General features: G+C 70.6%; 16 protein-coding genes. 11 read left to right on the forward strand and 5 right to left on the reverse strand.

Annotation, left to right across the window (positions count from 1 at the left end; all coding sequences use genetic code 11):
- Positions 1 to 31 precede the first annotated feature (31 nt).
- Together BAY60_RS10050 and tatB are read left to right on the forward strand one after the other, a co-directional pair.
- On the forward strand, positions 32 to 1,561 hold the full coding sequence (locus BAY60_RS10050) for a S1C family serine protease (protein ID WP_112280847.1): 1,530 nt from the start codon (positions 32 to 34) through the stop codon (positions 1,559 to 1,561).
- 49 nt (positions 1,562 to 1,610) lie between these two features.
- A complete protein-coding gene (gene tatB, locus BAY60_RS10055; RefSeq protein ID WP_112280455.1) occupies positions 1,611 to 2,039 on the forward strand; it encodes a Sec-independent protein translocase protein TatB in 429 nt (142 codons plus the stop codon).
- A gap of 52 nt (positions 2,040 to 2,091) precedes the next feature.
- Here the strand turns inward: tatB and BAY60_RS10060 are convergent, their stop codons facing one another.
- Genes BAY60_RS10060 through BAY60_RS10070 form a run of 3 tightly spaced genes read right to left on the reverse strand, consistent with a single transcriptional unit; the run spans position 2,092 to position 5,079 of the window.
- Positions 2,092 to 3,237, reverse strand: a complete 1,146-nt coding sequence (locus BAY60_RS10060) for an Mrp/NBP35 family ATP-binding protein (RefSeq protein ID WP_112280456.1) — start codon at positions 3,235 to 3,237, stop codon at positions 2,092 to 2,094.
- Positions 3,234 to 3,764, reverse strand: a complete 531-nt coding sequence (locus tag BAY60_RS10065; protein WP_112280457.1) for a DUF1003 domain-containing protein — start codon at positions 3,762 to 3,764, stop codon at positions 3,234 to 3,236. The genes BAY60_RS10060 and BAY60_RS10065 overlap by 4 nt, the downstream gene beginning before the upstream one ends.
- Positions 3,757 to 5,079 (reverse strand): magnesium transporter MgtE N-terminal domain-containing protein, encoded by a 1,323-nt coding sequence (locus tag BAY60_RS10070; RefSeq protein WP_112280458.1) that lies wholly within the window; start codon positions 5,077 to 5,079, stop codon positions 3,757 to 3,759. Before BAY60_RS10070 ends, BAY60_RS10065 begins: the two co-directional genes overlap by 8 nt.
- 236 nt (positions 5,080 to 5,315) lie before the next feature.
- Between BAY60_RS10070 and BAY60_RS10075 the strand changes: the two genes are divergently transcribed.
- From BAY60_RS10075 to BAY60_RS10115, 9 genes are all read left to right on the forward strand, one after another.
- Positions 5,316 to 6,206: a slipin family protein gene (locus tag BAY60_RS10075; RefSeq protein ID WP_112280459.1), complete on the forward strand. Its 891-nt coding sequence runs from the start codon at positions 5,316 to 5,318 to the stop codon at positions 6,204 to 6,206.
- Positions 6,207 to 6,266: 60 nt separating this feature from the next.
- A complete protein-coding gene (locus BAY60_RS10080; protein WP_112280460.1) occupies positions 6,267 to 7,463 on the forward strand; it encodes an acyl-CoA dehydrogenase family protein in 1,197 nt (398 codons plus the stop codon).
- 264 nt (positions 7,464 to 7,727) lie between these two features.
- A complete protein-coding gene (locus BAY60_RS10085) occupies positions 7,728 to 8,249 on the forward strand; it encodes a general stress protein (RefSeq protein WP_112280461.1) in 522 nt (173 codons plus the stop codon).
- A 199-nt stretch (positions 8,250 to 8,448) separates the two neighbouring features.
- Entirely contained in the window at positions 8,449 to 9,735 is a 1,287-nt protein-coding gene (locus BAY60_RS10090) for an ABC transporter substrate-binding protein (protein ID WP_112280462.1), read from the forward strand.
- On the forward strand, positions 9,732 to 10,676 hold the full coding sequence (locus BAY60_RS10095) for a carbohydrate ABC transporter permease (RefSeq protein ID WP_112280463.1): 945 nt from the start codon (positions 9,732 to 9,734) through the stop codon (positions 10,674 to 10,676). Before BAY60_RS10090 ends, BAY60_RS10095 begins: the two co-directional genes overlap by 4 nt.
- Positions 10,676 to 11,506, forward strand: a complete 831-nt coding sequence (locus tag BAY60_RS10100; RefSeq protein ID WP_112280464.1) for a carbohydrate ABC transporter permease — start codon at positions 10,676 to 10,678, stop codon at positions 11,504 to 11,506. Before BAY60_RS10095 ends, BAY60_RS10100 begins: the two co-directional genes overlap by 1 nt.
- A gap of 5 nt (positions 11,507 to 11,511) precedes the next feature.
- Positions 11,512 to 12,693 (forward strand): ABC transporter ATP-binding protein, encoded by a 1,182-nt coding sequence (locus BAY60_RS10105; protein WP_112280465.1) that lies wholly within the window; start codon positions 11,512 to 11,514, stop codon positions 12,691 to 12,693.
- Positions 12,694 to 12,830: 137 nt separating this feature from the next.
- Entirely contained in the window at positions 12,831 to 13,577 is a 747-nt protein-coding gene (locus tag BAY60_RS10110; protein ID WP_112280466.1) for a DUF998 domain-containing protein, read from the forward strand.
- The gene (locus tag BAY60_RS10115) at positions 13,574 to 14,455 is read left to right on the forward strand and encodes a DMT family transporter (protein ID WP_112280467.1); all 882 of its coding nucleotides are present in this window, start codon (positions 13,574 to 13,576) and stop codon (positions 14,453 to 14,455) included. The genes BAY60_RS10110 and BAY60_RS10115 overlap by 4 nt, the downstream gene beginning before the upstream one ends.
- A gap of 4 nt (positions 14,456 to 14,459) precedes the next feature.
- Here BAY60_RS10115 and BAY60_RS10120 read toward each other — a convergent pair whose 3' ends face one another.
- Together BAY60_RS10120 and BAY60_RS10125 are read right to left on the reverse strand one after the other, a co-directional pair.
- A complete protein-coding gene (locus tag BAY60_RS10120) occupies positions 14,460 to 15,305 on the reverse strand; it encodes a ParB N-terminal domain-containing protein (protein WP_112280468.1) in 846 nt (281 codons plus the stop codon).
- Positions 15,302 to 15,988, reverse strand: a complete 687-nt coding sequence (locus BAY60_RS10125; protein WP_112280469.1) for a metallophosphoesterase family protein — start codon at positions 15,986 to 15,988, stop codon at positions 15,302 to 15,304. The genes BAY60_RS10120 and BAY60_RS10125 overlap by 4 nt, the downstream gene beginning before the upstream one ends.
- Positions 15,989 to 16,130: the final 142 nt, after the last annotated feature.

Genomic DNA, 16,130 nt, shown 5'->3' on the forward strand with positions numbered 1-16,130 from the left:
AGCATCCGTTGACGCCGTCATCCGGGGAATGATGAACCAGCCACCGAACTCGCAGTCCAGGGAGGACTCCGGCGAACAGCGGCTCCGGCCGCGACCCATCGCCCGTCCTCCCGTGGATCCGGCGCAGGCCGCCACCTTCGGCAGGCCACGCGGGGTGGAAGGCGCGTTCGACAGGCTCCACACCCCCGACCCGGCACGCGGCAACGGCGGCCTGCCGTCGGCTCCGCCCACGCCGGAGTCACTGGCCGAGGCCTTCGGCAGGCCACCCGGCGCGAACGACATCGTCCTGCAGCGTCCCGACGGCGACACCGGCGCCCCCGCCGCGGCGGAACCCGAGGAGCCCCTGTGGTCGTCCGAGGGCGACCCGTGGCGTGATCCCGGCGCCGGTGCGGTGCTGGGAGGGCCTGCCGTGCCCGCCGAGGACGACCGCGACAAGGACGGCGAGCGGCAGCCGGGCCCGCTGCTCAGCCTGCCCGAGGTGCTGTTCGGCCGCCGCGTCAAGCCCACCGCGCTGGCCCTGCTCGGCGTGGTCGCCCTGCTCGTCGGCGCCGCGGGCGGGCTCGTCGGGTGGGCCGTGGCCAGCGCAGGCGACTCGCTGACCGGCGAGCTGAACATCGCCGAAGCCGAGGCGGGCAAGGAGCGGCCGGCAGGCTCCATCGCCGACATCGCCAACCGCGTCGCGCCCGCCGTCGTCTCGATCGAGGTGAAGTCGGGCCAGTCCGGTGGCGTGGGCTCGGGCGTGGTCATCGACCGGCAGGGCTACATCGTCACCAACAACCACGTCGTCGCCCAGGCCGCGCGCGACGAACAGGCCGAGATCACGGCCGTGTTCATCGACGGCACCCGGTCGAGGGCCCAGATCGTCGGCACCGACCCGAAGACCGACCTCGCCGTGATCAAGGTCAACGTGTCGAATCCCGTGGTGATCGAGGTGGGCAAGTCGGCCGACCTGGCGCCGGGTGACTCGGTGATCGCGGTCGGCTCGCCCTTCGGCCTGGAGAACACCGTCACCGAGGGCATCGTCAGCGCGCTGAACAGGCCGGTCACCGCTCCGGGGGAGAACGGCGACCCGGCGGTGACCTACGACGCCATCCAGACCGACGCCGCGATCAACCCGGGCAACTCGGGCGGCGCGCTGGTGGACTCCCGTGGTGCCCTCGTCGGCATCAACTCGATGATCCGCACGGTCGGCAGCAACGACGGCGAGGGCGGCAGCATCGGCCTCGGCTTCGCCATCCCCGTCGACCAGGTCATCAAGATCAGCGAGGCGCTCATCCGCACCGGTGAGGTCAAGCACGCCGAGCTCGGCGTCAACGCCTCCTCGGTGGCCGCCAACACCTCCGAGGGCGCCCAGGTGCAGAACGTCGTCGGCGGCGGGCCCGCCGCGAAGGCGGGCATCGCCGAGGGCGACGTCATCACCAAGGTCGGCGACCGGCAGGTGCGCAACGCCGCCGAGCTGACCGTCGCGGTGCGCGAGCACGACATCGGTGACGTCGTGCCGGTGCGGCTGGTCCGCGACGGGCGTCCGTTTACGGTCGACGTCACCTTGGGTTCAGACTGACGGGGTACTCTTGTCCGCAGCGGGTTCGAGGGCGCGGAGGTAAGAGCAGGTGTTCGAAAGCATCGGCTGGGGCGAGATCCTGGTCCTACTTGTCGCCGCGCTGTTCATTCTCGGTCCCGAGCGGCTGCCCGAGGCGGCGGCCTGGCTCGGGCGGAGCATGCGGAAGGTACGGGACTTCGCCACGGGTGCGCGGCAGCAGCTGCGCGACGAGATGGGTCCCGAGTACGAGGAGTTCCGCAAGCCGATCGAGGACCTGCGCCAGCTGCGCAACTTCGACCCGCGGCGCGCCGTGACCCAGCACCTGTTCGACGGTGATCCCGACCCGCTGGGCCTGGACAACATCAACGGCACCGGCAACGGGCACTCCAACGGCACCAACGGCACCGCCAAGCCGAACGGCTACCCGGCGACCAGCCCGGCGCAGGTCGAGCCGCTCAAGCCCGGGGAGAAGCCGCCGGTGGACCCGGACGCCACGTAACCGCCCTGGCGCCCGGGCTCACGGCCGGCCCTGGTGATCCGATCAGTGCAGGTCAGCGGCCCGCCGGGGTCACGTTCAGCATCATCCCCGCGAGCCCGCGCGCGCGGACCGACAGCTTCTCGGCGGCGGCCTTGAGCACCTGCGACGCTGCGGCGTCCGGCTCGGTGAGCACCAACGGCGTGCCCGCGTCACCCTGCTCGCGCAGGCGCGGGTCGAGCGGAACCTGGCCGAGCAGCGGCACCTCGGCACCCACCGACTTGGACAGCGAGTCGGCCACCGTCTGCCCGCCGCCGGAGCCGAAGATCTCCATCCGCGAGCCGTCGGGTGCCTCGAACCACGACATGTTCTCGATGACGCCGGCCACCCGCTGCCGGGTCTGCAGCGCGATCGCGCCCGCCCGCTCGGCGACCTCGGCCGCCGCCTGCTGCGGCGTGGTGACCACGAGGATCTCGGCGTTGGGGATGAGCTGCGCCACCGAGATCGCGATGTCGCCGGTGCCCGGCGGCAGGTCGAGCAGCAGGACGTCCAGGTCGCCCCAGAACACGTCGGCGAGGAACTGCTGCAGCGCGCGGTGCAGCATCGGTCCCCGCCACACCACCGGGGTGTTGCCCGGCGTGAACATGCCGATCGAGATCACCTTCACGCCGTGGGCCTGCGGCGGCATGATCATCTTCTCGACCTTGGTGGGCGCCTCGCCGGAACCCAGCATGCGCGGCACGGAATGGCCGTAGATGTCGGCGTCGACGACGCCCACCGAAAGGCCCCGCTCGGCCATCGCGACCGCGAGGTTGACGGTGACGCTGGACTTGCCGACGCCGCCCTTGCCGGAGGCCACGCAGTACACGCGCGTCATCGAGCCCGGCTGGGCGAACGGGATCACCGGCTCCTCGGCGTTGCCCCGCAGCTTCTGCCGCAGCTCGGTGCGCTGCTCGTCGCTCATCACGTCCAGCTCGACCCGCACGTCGGTGACGCCGGGCAGCTTCGACACGGCGCCGGTCGTGTCGCGGGTGATGGTCTCCTTGAGCGGGCAGCCCGCCACGGTGAGGTAGATGGCGACGGTCACCACACCGTCGTCGCCGATGGTGATGTCCTTCACCATGCCGAGTTCGGTGATCGGCTTGTGGATCTCCGGGTCCTGGACGCCGCCCAGCGCGGCGCGCACGTCCTCGACACTGGGGGTCTGTTGCGTGGTGGTCACTGCTCGGGCACCGACCTTCTGTCGCTGGCGGATGCGGTTGCTCTCCTCATGCTACGTGGCCGGGTTTCCAGGTCTTCGCGTAACTTGTCCAGCTCGGTCCGCAGGTAGTCGCGCGTGGCGACCTCCCCGATGGCGAGCCGCAGCGCCGCCAGCTCCCTGGCCAGGTACTCCGTGTCCGCCTTCGTCTGCGTCGCGCGCATCCGGTCCTCCTCCAGCGAGACCCGGTCGCGGTCGTCCTGCCGGTTCTGGGCCAGCAGGATGAGCGGCGCGGCATAGGCGGCCTGCGTGGAGAACGCCAGGTTGAGCAGGATGAACGGGTAGGGGTCCCAGCGCAGCGTCACGGCCGTCAGGTTCAGCGTGATCCAGAGGATCACCAGCAGCGTCTGCCAGAACAGGTACTTGCCGGTGCCGAGGAAGCGGGCCAGCCGCTCGGACACCCTGCCGAACGCCTCCGGGTCCAGGTTCAGCGCGAACCGCCTCGGCTGCCGCGGCTGGTCGAGACGGCGGCGGGCGATCAGCTCAGGCATGGTCGGCCTCCTCGGTTCGCGCCCGCGCGGGCGGCTCGGCTCCCAGATCGCCCACGTCGTGCAGGCCGGTCTCGCGCCAGCCCTCGGGCAGCAGGTGGTCGAGCACGTCGTCCACGGTCACCGCCCCGAGCAGGTGGTCCTCGGCGTCCACCACCGGAGCGCACGCCAGGTTGTAGGCGGCGAAGTAGCGGGTGACCTCCGTCAGCGAGGCCGAGGGGCTGAGCGTGGGCAGGTCGGTGTCGGCGGCCGCCGCCACCAGCTCGGCGGGCGGATCGCGCAGCAACCGCTGGAAGTGCACGCAGCCGACGTAGCGCCCGGTGGGCGTGGCCGAGGGCGGCCTGCACACGAACACCATGCTCGCCAGCGCCGGCGGCAGGTCGGGGTTGCGGATGTGGGCCAGCGCCTCGGCCACGGTCGCGTCCGGGGTGAGCACCACCGGCTCCGGCGTCATCAGCCCGCCCGCCGTGTCGGAGGAGTACTCCAGCAGCCGCCGCACCGGCCCCGACTCGTCGGGATGCATCAGCTCCAGCAGGCGGCTCTGCTCGGCGGGGTTGAGCTCGGAGAGCAGGTCGGCGGCGTCGTCGGGGTTCATCGCCTCGAGGATGTCGGCGGCACGCTCGTCGGCGAGGTAGGCCACCAGCTCCTTCTGGTCGTCCTCCGGCAGCTCCTCCAGCACGTCGGCGAGCCGCTCGTCGTCCATCGCGTCGGCCACCTCGTGCCTGCGCTTGAGCGGCAGGTCACGCAGGGTGGCAGCGACGTCGACCGCGCGCATCGTGTCGAACAGCATGAGCAGCTGCCCGGCACCCTGCACCTGTCCTGTGAGATCGGACAGCCCGAGGCCGGTGATCTCGCCCCACGGCACCACGCGCAGCGCGGAGCGGCGCCTGCCGAGGCCGAAGGGGCCGCCGCGCTCGCGGATGGCGAGCTTGGCGAGCACCCAGTCGCGGGTGCGGGTGGGCTCCATCGCGGCGTCGACGACGGTCACCCGCGCTCCGGTCGAGGCGAGCGAGGCGCGCGCGTCGAACAGCTGGCCCAGCACCAGCACCTCGTTCGGGCGCTGGTGGAAGCGGCGCATGTTCACCGAACCGGTGGCCAGCGTCACCGCGTTCGGCTCGATGGCCGTGACCCGCAGCATGGGCACGAACACGCGACGCCGGGTCGCCAGTTCCACCACCAGGCCCAGCACCCGGGGCGGCTGCTGGTCCAGCCGCAGCCCGGCGACGAGGTCGCGCACCTTGCCGATCGACTCGCCGTCCGGGCCGAATACGGGCAGTCGGGCTAGCTGAGCTGCGAAGACCCGGTTCACGGCGGCCATGGCACCACAGTAGGGAAGTCGGGCCCGCGATGCGCGCCGGACACGGTGTGCGCCCGCCGGGCGTGCCGGGAGTCAGCCCGCGGCCCAGGCCGCGCCTTCGGCCCCTTCGCGCTCGGCGATCCGCCGCGCGAACACCGGTGGAATGATCACAACGACCCCATTTCAGCAGGTTCAGCGCGCCATCGCCCGGGAGTACGATCCGGCACAGAGGGGACTCGCAACCCCGGGAGCCGACCATGCTGGTAGAGATCCTGAGCACCGTGCTCGCGCTGGGCGCCGTCGGCCTCGCCGCCAGCGTCCGGGTCGTCAAACAGTACGAACGAGGCCTCGTGTTCCGCTTCGGCCGCGTGCATCGCGCGCCACGGGAACCGGGCCTGACGCTGATCGTTCCCGGCGTCGACCGGATGACGAAGGTGAACCTGCAGATCGTGACCCTGCCGGTGCCCGCGCAGGACGGCATCACGCGCGACAACGTCACCGTGCGGGTCGACGCGGTCGTCTACTTCAAGGTCATCGACCCGGTGCAGGCGATCGTCGGCGTGGAGAACTACCGGTTCGCGATGCTGCAGGTCGCGCAGGCCAGCCTGCGCCGCATCATCGGCGAGAGCGCGCTGGACGACCTGCTGTCGAACCGGGAACGGCTCAACGAGGGCCTCGAGCTGATGATCGACAGCCCGGCGCTCGGCTGGGGCATCCACATCGACCGGGTCGAGATCAAGGACGTCGCCCTGCCCGAGGCGATGAAGCGCGCGATGTCGCGGCAGGCCGAGGCCGAGCGCGAGCGGCGCGGGCGCGTGATCGCCGCCGACGGTGAGCTGCAGGCGTCCGAGAAGCTCGCCGCGGCGGCCGCGAAGATGGCCGACACGCCCTCGGCGCTGCAACTGCGGCTGCTGGAGACCGTGGTGGAGGTGGCGGCGGAGAAGAACTCGACGCTGGTACTGCCGTTCCCGGTGGAGCTGCTGCGCTTCCTCGACAAGGCCACCGCGTCCGGGACGGCGGTCCCCGCTGCGGGCGCCGCCGCGCCGCCGGTGCCGGAACAGACCCGGAACGACTCGAACGGGGCGGAGCGTGGCGCTGCCCACGGACCCTCGGCGGACGAGGCCGTCACCGGTCATACTCCTCGGTAGCCACGTCGGCAGAGCCTCCGTTGCCCGGTGCCGGCGCCGACTCACGAAGGGGATTGACGCATGGCCCGCCTCGCCCAGACCGCCGGGTTGACCGACGTGCAGACGGAGATCCTGTCGACCGTGCGCACCTTCGTGGACAAGGAGATCATCCCGCACGCCCAGGAGCTGGAGCACGCCGACACCTACCCGGCCGACATCGTCGAGGGCATGAAGGAGATGGGCCTGTTCGGCCTCACCATCCCCGAGGAGTTCGGCGGGCTGGGCGAGTCGCTGCTCACCTACGCGCTGGTGGTGGAGGAGATCGCGCGCGGCTGGATGAGCGTGTCCGGGGTCATCAACACCCACTTCATCGTGGCGCACATGATCTCGCGGCACGGGACGACGGAGCAGAAGCAGCACTTCCTGCCGCGCATGGCCACCGGCGAGGTCCGTGGCGCCTTCTCGATGTCGGAGCCGGACCTGGGCTCGGACGTGGCGGCCATCAAGACCAAGGCCGCGCGTGACGGCGAGGACTACGTGGTGGACGGCGCCAAGATGTGGCTGACCAACGGTGGCACCTCCAACCTGATCGCGCTGCTCGTGCGCACCGACGAGGGCGCCGACAAGCCGCATCAGAACCTCACGACGTTGCTGGTGGAGAAGCCGGAGGGCTATGGCGAGGTCGCGCCGGGCCTGACCATCCCCGGCAAGATCGACAAGATGGGCTACAAGGGGGTCGACACCACCGAGGCCGTGTTCGACGGCTTCCGCATCGGCGCCGACGCGGTGCTCGGCGGAGCGCCCGGCAAGGGCTTCGCCCACATGATGGACGGCATCGAGGTGGGCCGGGTCAACGTCGCGGCGCGGGCCTGTGGCATCGCGATCCGGGCGTTCGAGCTGGCCGTCGAGTACGCGCAGCAGCGCACGACGTTCGGCAAGCCGATCGCCGAGCACCAGGCCATCGCGTTCAAGCTCGCCGAAATGGCCACGAAGGTCGAGGCTGCGCATCTGATGATGGTCAACGCCGCGCGGCTCAAGGACGCGGGCGCCCGCAACGACGTCGAGGCCGGGATGGCCAAGCTCATCGCCAGCGAGTACTGCGCCGAGGTCACCCAGGAGGCGTTCCGCATCCACGGCGGCTACGGCTACTCCAAGGAGTACGAGATCGAGCGGCTCATGCGCGAGGCGCCGTTCCTGCTCATCGGAGAGGGCACCAGCGAGATCCAGAAGACCATCATCAGCAGGGGCCTGCTGCGCGACTACAAGCTGAAGGGCTGACCCGCCGCCGCCCCTCGCCGCCCTCCCGCATCCGGCACCGAGCTCCCCAATGCGGCATTGGTTACGTTGAGTGGAACGAATGCCGCATTGGGGAAGTTGAGTGGCACGAATGCCACATTGGGGAGCTTGCTGCGGCAGGGCTCGCGAACGGGTGCCGTCCGGGCCTTCGAGGCCCCACGGGCCGCTCCATCTGGTATTGCAGGATGGGAAGATGGGTACAGCGCTGGTGAGAGGCACACCACGCAGGACAGCGAGGCTCAGGTGATGACGGTGACGGCTCCATTCTCGCAGGGACGGCAGGCGCCCGGTTTGCCCCGGCTGCCGACGCCGCCCTCGGGCTGGCCGATCGGCTCGTACGGCACGTACGAGGAGGCACAGCGTGCGGTCGACTATCTGGCCGACAACGACTTCAGGGTCCAGGACGTCACCATCGTCGGCGTCGACCTGATGCTCGTCGAGCGCGTGATCGGGCGGCTCTCGTGGGGCAAGGTGCTGGGCACCGGGGCCCTCTCCGGCGCGTGGTTCGGCCTGTTCGTCGGCCTGCTGCTGGGCATGTTCTCCAGCGCCCAGGGCATGTCGTACGCACCCGTGCTGGTCGGGCTCGCCGCCGGTGTGCTCTTCGGGGTCGTGTTCGCGGCCATGAGCTACGCCTCCACCCGGGGCAGGCGGGACTTCTCGTCGGCGAGCCAGCTCGTCGCGGGCCGCTACGACGTGCTCTGCCAGCCCCGCAGCGCCGAACAGGGCCGCGACCTGCTCGCCAAGCTCGCCATGGGCACCAACGGCTGACCGCGGCACGACGCCGATCCGGCTCCGGCCGCTGAATCGTTACTGATTGTGCTTGCACCGGCACAACGGCAGGCATAGGTTTCTCACACCGTGTCACGGGTGCGCCTGCGAGGCGTGCCTGTGGTTCTTTCGTGCACGACGAGGTGCAGGTGTCCTCACCGGACCCGCACCCTGGCGTGCGTGGTGGGAGGGAGACCTGATGCGAAAGAGCGCCGCAGTGCTCGGCGCGGCGATCGTGGGCGCGGGAACGCTCACGGCGTGCGGTGCCGAGGGCGGCAAGCAGATCAACGTCTACTACGCGCCGGAGGACAACTTCCAGACCGTCGTCGACAGATGCAACGAGCAGGCCGACGGCGAATACCGGATCGTCTACAACAAACTGCCCCGGGACGCCGACGGGCAGCGTGAGCAGATGGTCCGCAGGCTCGCCGCGGGCGACGAGACGATGGACGTCCTCGGCCTCGACGTCACGTGGGTACCCGAGTTCGCCGAGGCGGGCTGGATCGAGGAGTGGACAGGGGCGAACAAGGAGGCAGCCGAACGCGACGTGCTGCCGGGGCCCCTGGAGACCGCCAGGTGGGACGGCAAGCTCTACGCCGCTCCGAAGAACACCAACGTGCGGCTGCTCTGGTACGACGACCGGATCACGCCGGAGCCCCCGCGCACGTGGGACGAGATGATGCGGATGTCCCGCGAGCTCAAGCAGCAGGGCGAGCCGTACCAGATCCTGTTCACCGGCGCCCAGTACGAGGGTCTCGTGGTCACGTTCAACTCCATCGTGGAGTCGGCGGGCGGGCGCATCCTCTCCGAGGACGGCCAGTCGGTCGTCATGGACGACGGCGCCGTGCGGGCGCTGGAGATCCTCAAGGAGGTCACCACCTCCGGTCTCACCGACCCCTCGCTGACCAACCAGCAGGAGGACCAGGTCCGGCAGGCCATGCAGAGCGGGCGCGGCGCCTTCGAGCTGAACTGGCCGTTCGTCTACGCCTCGTGGGCGGCCGAACAGCCGGACAGCCTGCAGCACTTCAAGTGGGCGCCCTACCCGGGTGTGGGTTCCCCGGACTCCGGCCGCAGCACCATCGGTGGCTACAACCTCGCCGTCAGCTCCGCGTCGCGGCAGAAGCCCGAGGCGTTCGAGGCGGCGCTGTGCCTGCGCAGCGCCGAGAACCAGAAGTTCTCCGCGCTCAACGACGGCGTGCCCCCGACCGTCGAGTCGGTCTACACCGACGAGACGCCGCTCGACCCGAGCAAGCCGGCCGATCCCGAGGACAACCCGAGCATGGCCACCGAGTACCCGATGAAGGACACGATCCTGGCTGAGCTGAAGGACGCGGCGGTGCGCCCGCTGACCCCGGCCTACCAGAACCTGTCCACCGTGATGTCGAAGATCCTCTCTCCGCCGTCGGAGATCGATCCGCAGCGCACGGCGGACGAGCTGCGCAACCAGCTCACCGACGCGCTCGACTCGAAGGGCGTGATCCCATGAGCCAGACAGTGACGGAAGCCCCGGCCACCACCGAACCCCGCGGGGGCAAGGCCGCGCTCTCCGAGGGCAAGAAGGCCGAACGGCGCCTTGGCCTGCTGCTGTGCGCGCCCGCGGCCATCGTGATGCTCGCCGTGACCGGCTACCCGATCGCCTACTCGATCTGGCTGTCGCTGCAGCGCTACGACCTGCGGTTCCCCGCGGAGCGGCAGTTCGTCGGGCTCGACAACTACGTGGCCGTGCTGTCGAACTCCTACTGGTGGACCGCGTTCGGCACCACGATGTTCCTCACCGTCGTGTCAGTCGCGATCGAGCTGGTGCTCGGTATGGCGCTCGCGCTCATCATGCACCGCACGCTCGTCGGGCGCGGGCTCGTGCGCACCGTGACCCTCGTGCCGTACGGCATCGTCACGGTGGTGGCGGCGTTCTCCTGGTTCTACGCCTGGACCCCGGAGACCGGCTACCTGGCCAACGCGCTGGCGGGCGACGGCGCGCCGCTCACCGAGCAGTGGCCTTCGTTGTGGATCATCATCCTCGCCGAGGTGTGGAAGACGACGCCGTTCATGGCCCTGCTGCTGATGGCCGGGCTGGCGCTCGTGCCGGACGACCTGCTCAAGGCGGCGTCGATGGACGGCGCCAACGCCTGGCAGCGGTTCACGAAGGTCATGGTGCCGGTGATGAAGCCGGCGATCCTCGTCGCGCTGCTGTTCCGCACGCTCGACGCCTTCCGCATCTTCGACAACATCTTCGTGCTCACGAAGGGAGCCAACGACACGTCGTCGGTGTCGATGCAGACCTACAACAACCTCATCAAGGGGCTCAACCTCGGCATCGGCTCGACCATGTCGGTGCTGATCTTCATCACCGTCGCGCTCATCGCGTTCGTGTTCATCAAGGTGTTCGGCACCGCGGCGCCGGGCAGTGATCAGGGAGGGAAGCGCTGATGGCTGTCACGACCGGCCGCAAGGCCAGGTGGGCGCTGATCGATGTCGTCGTCGTGGTGTACGCGCTGTTCCCCGTGCTGTGGATCGCCTCGCTGTCGTTCAAGACGAAGGAGACGCTCGCCGACGGGAACTTCATCCCGCGCGAGTGGACGCTGCAGAACTACGCCGACATCTTCGCGACCAACGAGTTCATCCGGCCGCTGATCAACTCGCTGGGCATCGCCACCATCGCGACGCTGATCGCCGTGGTGCTGGGCATGATGGCCGCCTACGCCATCGCCCGGCTCGACTTCCCCGGCAAGAAGGCGCTGATCGGGGTGTCGCTGCTGATCGCGATGTTCCCGCAGATCTCTCTCGTGACCCCGCTATTCAACATCGAGAGCGCGCTCGGCCTCTTCGACACGTGGCCGGGCCTGATCCTGCCCTACATCACGTTCGCGCTGCCGCTGGCGATCTACACCCTGTCGGCGTTCTTCCGCGAGATCCCATGGGAGCTGGAGAAGGCAGCGAAGATGGACGGTGCCACGCCCGGCCAGGCGTTCTGGCGGGTGATCGCCCCGCTGGCCGCACCCGGCGTGTTCACCACGGCCATTCTGGTGTTCATCTTCTGCTGGAACGACTTCGTGTTCGCCATCTCGCTGACGTCCACCGAGGCGTCCCGGACGGTGCCCGCCGCGCTGTCGTTCTTCACGGGTACCTCGCAGTTCGAGGACCCGACCGGGACGATCTCCGCGGCGGCCGTGGTGATCACCGTTCCCATCGTCCTGTTCGTGTTGTTCTTCCAGCGCCGCATCGTCGCGGGGCTGACCTCCGGTGCGGTGAAGGGGTAAGTCAGATGGCCGAGATCGTTCTCGACAAGGTGACCAAGCGGTACCCGGACGGCGCGCTCGCCGTGTCAGACATGGACATCGAGATCGCGGACGGCGAGTTCGTGATCCTCGTCGGCCCCTCGGGCTGCGGCAAGTCCACCGCGCTGAACATGATCGCCGGGCTGGAGGACATCAGCTCCGGCGAGCTGCGCATCGACGGCCAGCGCGCCAACGAGAAGGCGCCGAAGGACCGCGACATCGCGATGGTGTTCCAGTCCTACGCGCTGTACCCGCACATGAGCGTGCGGGAGAACATGGCGTTCCCGCTGCGGCTGGCGAAGGTCGACGACGCCACCGTGAAGCAGAAGGTGGAGGAGGCCGCCGAGATCCTCGACCTCACCCAGCACCTCGACCGCAGGCCGTCCAACCTCTCCGGTGGCCAGCGGCAGCGGGTGGCGATGGGCAGGGCGATCGTGCGCAGCCCCAAGGCGTTCCTGATGGACGAGCCACTGTCCAACCTGGACGCCAAGCTGCGCGGCCAGATGCGCACCTCGGTGTCGAAGCTGCAGAAGCAGCTCGGCACCACCACGGTGTACGTCACGCACGACCAGACCGAGGCGATGACCCTCGGCGACCGCGTCGTGGTGCTGCGCGGTGGCATCGTCCAGCAGATCGGATCGCCGCAGTTCCTCTACGACCATCCGGCGAACCTGTTCGTGGCCGGGTTCATCGGCTCGCCGTCGATGAACTTCGTCCCGGCGACGCTCGAGGAGGGCGTGCTCAAGAGCCCGCTGGGCACGATCACGCTCACCGACCGGGTCCGCAGGCTCGCCGAGGCGGCCGACGCGCCGCGCGAGGTGGTCGCCGGTATCCGTCCCGAGCACTTCGAGGACGCGGCACTGGTCGAGGAGACCCACCGTGCGAGCGGCGCGACGTTCACCGCACCGGTGGACGTGCTGGAGTCGATGGGCGCGGAGAAGTACGCCTACTTCACCGTGGAGGAGGAGCTGGCGACCACCGCCGAGCTGCAGGAGCTGGCCGCCGACGCGGGCGCGACCGACGTGCCCGGCGGCGGGTCCACGATCGTGACCCGGCTCTCGGCCAGCTCGGAGGCGAGGGAGGGCCAGCAGCTGCAGGTGTGGTTCGACGCCGACCGCATCCAGCTGTTCGACCCGTCCTCGGGCCGCAACCTCACCTACTCCGGCTGACGCGGAAGGGCCCCGGGGCCGCGCCGCCCCGGGGCCCTCACCCGGTCCCGCCCCGCGTGGATCAGCGAACTCTCAGGGAACAGGTGCGACGATCTCGGCGTTGACCTGCTTGGGGACTCGCGACAAGGGGGCGAGCGGTGACCGCGAGTGGAGTGAGCGAACGAAGAGCCCGCTGGGTGGGCGGCTTTTCCGTACTGGCCTGCGTGCTGTCCGTCCTGGCGCTGCTGACGCTGGTGCGCTCGGCGCTGACGATGACCTACCTCAACGTCCACTTCGCCGACGAGATCGACCCGCTGTCGCGCGCGGTCAGCTACTACGTTTTCGTGGAACGCGGCGCCGAGCTGTTCGACGCCGCCCTGCTCGCCGTCGCGTGCGCCACGGCGACGATCCTCGCCGGACTGGCGCAGCTGCGCGTGCGCGTCGGCGCCCGCGCCACCGTGCTGTTCGGTGCCTGGTGCGTGGCGCTCGTGCTGTGCGTGCTGTTCCCGACCGACAACTCGCCGCGCATCGAGACGGCCAGCGGGTGGATCCACCAGTTCGCCGGTGCCTCGCTGTTCGGCACCCTGCCCCTCGCCGGCCTGGCACTGGCCCGGGTGCTGGCCACCCAGCCGCCGTGGGCCCGCACCGCCCGGGTGCTGCGGGCGCTCGCGCTCGGTGCGGTGGTGCTCGCCCTCGGCTATCTCGCCGCGCGGCTGCCCGACCTGCTGCCGTGGTGGCAGTTCCCCGGCGCGCTCGACTGGCGCGCGATCTCCGGGCTGATCCAGCGGGCGCTGTTCACCCTGGAGCTGGCGATGCTGCTGGTGCTGGCTGCCCGCCTGCTACGGGTCTCGTGGGCGGCCGTGCGGTCCGGGCGGCAGCGTGACCACACCCTGGCGGCACCATGATCGGACTCGCCGTCACGTTCGCGGTGCTGGGGGCGGCGTGCAGCGCCGTCGGAGCCCAGTGGCAGCACCGCGGCGTGCGCGCCGAGACCACCGAGAGCGGCCTGACGCTGCGCAAGCTCGGCAGGCTCGTGCGCAACCCGCAGTGGCTGCGCGGGTTCGGCGTGCTGTTCGCGTGCGCGGTGCTGCAGGTGCTGGCGCTGACGTTCGCGCCCGTGACGGTGGTGGCCCCGATCGTCGTGCTGGCCCTGCCCATGGTGGCCCTGCTCAATGCCCGCGAGCTCGACGTCGCGGGCTGGGTCGCCGTCGCCGCGACGACGGCCGCGATCGCGGTGTTCGTCGCCCGCACCGCGGGCGAGGTCACCGAGCGGGAGGTCACCCCGGCCTCGGTGTTCGTGGCGGGCCAGGCCGTCGGGCTCGGCGTCGCGCTGCTGTGCCTGCTCGCCGCACTGGGCAGGGGCGTGCTGCGGTGCGTGGCGCTGGCCATGGCGGCGGGCGCGGCCTACGGGCTGGTGGCGGTGCTGGTGCGCGACGTCACCTACACCGTGCGCGTCGAGGGCGTCTCGCAGCTGCCCGTGGTGTCGCTGGCCGGGCTCGTCGTGGCCTTCCTGACCGGGTCGTGGCTGATCCAGCTGGGCTACGCGGCAGGCCCGCCGGACGTGGTGGTGGGCGCGCAGACGATGGTGAACCCGGCCGTGGCCACGGCCATCGGGTTCGCCGTGCTCGGCGAGGCGGGCGGCATCACCGCCGAGTTCGTCACCACGCTCGCGGTGTGCGGCGCGATCGCGGTCACCGGCATCGTCGTCCTCGCCAGGCACCACCCGGACGCGATCGAGCGGCGCGGGCTGCGCCGCCGGGCCTACCGGGCCCCTTCGCCGTAGCGGCTCACTCCCTGCGCGAGCGCAGGGCCTCCATCACGTCGTCGTCCCAGCGATGGGTGCGGATCAGCCGGTACCGCTCGCTGGCCACCCACATGTAGGCCTCCGCCTCGGTGCGGTCTCCGACGAGATCGGCCTGGCGCAGCATCCGCACCACGGGCACGTACTCCGTCTCGTACCACTGCTTGGCGATCGTGGCCCGGTCGTGGAAGACGCCCTCGTCCTGCATGAGCCGGAAGCCCCACGCCTCGACGTGCTCGCCGAGCTGCGCGTAGTCCCAGGGGTCGCTGACGACCACCGAAGCCCGCGCCTGCCCGGTGAGCGGCACCCGCTCCAGGAACAACCTGCGGTAGTCCTTGATGATCAGGTCGCCGCGGTAGCGGATGCCGCTCGGATCGAGCTTGGTGCGCACCTCGGTGACGGAGGCCTCGATACTGGTGAGGCCGAGCGCGTGGGCCACCGACACCCGGTGGTGGCCGTCGATGACGAAGTGCAGCTCGCCCACCCGGTACACCTCGATCGGCGGGATCGCCTCGCCACGCCTGCTGGCCAGCGCCAGCCGTTCCCAGCGCTGCCGCACCCGCCCCGACGTCGGCCGGAACCGGCGGTCGAAGTCACGGCCGCGGTCGACGCTGCCGACGATCGAGTCCAGCCGGATCACGCGCAGACCGACCCGCCGCTCGCCCTCCCAGCCGAGCGCCTCGACCACCTCGGCGAACGGCAGCATGATGTTGACGTCGTCGGGTTCGCGGCGCAGCCAGTTCGACAGCCGCGACAGCACCTGCCGCCTGCGGGCGCGCAGGAAGTCGTGTTCGGCGTCGGCCCTCGGAAACCCCGTGTCCCGCGTGTTCACCGGCCGCTCCGGGGGCCGCCGGGCCTGCTCGGGTCCGCACGGACGGGGTGCTCGCCGAGGTCGAGCACGTGTGCGCCCACGACGTTGCGGACGAGCGTGCCGTCGAGCCGGTGCTCGGCAGGCCGTTCGCCGTGCGGGTGGATGTGGCCGTGCAGCAGCCAGCGCGGCCGCAGCTGCCGGACCGTCCGGTGCAGGCAGTCGAAACCGTGGTGGGGCGGGTCGTCACGGTCGCCGACGCCGCGCGGCGGGGAGTGCGTGAGCAGCACGTCCACCGGACGGCGCCGCGCCCGGCGCACGAGGCGGCGGGCGCGGCGGGCCTGCTGGCGCTGCGTCCACTGGTTCGGTCCAGTGCTGTAGCGCACCGACCCGCCGAGCCCGGCGATCCGCAGGCCCGCCAGCTCCACCACGCGGCCGTCGGCGTTGACGCCGCCGTCGGGGCCGGGCCAGGCGGTCGGGATGCCACCCCGCAGCGACAGCCCGCGGTACCGCGTGAAGCCGGTGAGGTCGGGATCGTGGTTGCCGGGCACGAACACCAGCGGACGGTCGAGCGAGCCCGCCAGGAACTCGAGGTAGTCGAAGGGCAGGTCGCCCGCGGCGAGCACGACGTCCACCGCGTGGCCGTGGACGCAGTCGGTCCACAGCCGTTCGTCGACCTCGTCGGCGACCACCAGTGCCCTGGGCATGGGCCCAGGGTACGGCGTTACTGCGTGCCCAGCGCGTAGTCCGGATTGACGGTGATGACGGCGATCACGACGACGATCCACGTCACCGCGGCGGCCAGCGCCCAGAACTTGAGGTTGAAGAGCATCCGCTGCATGGCGTACT

It is taken from the genome of Prauserella muralis, assembly GCF_003202285.1.
GTDB classification, from domain to species: domain Bacteria; phylum Actinomycetota; class Actinomycetes; order Mycobacteriales; family Pseudonocardiaceae; genus Prauserella_B; species Prauserella_B muralis.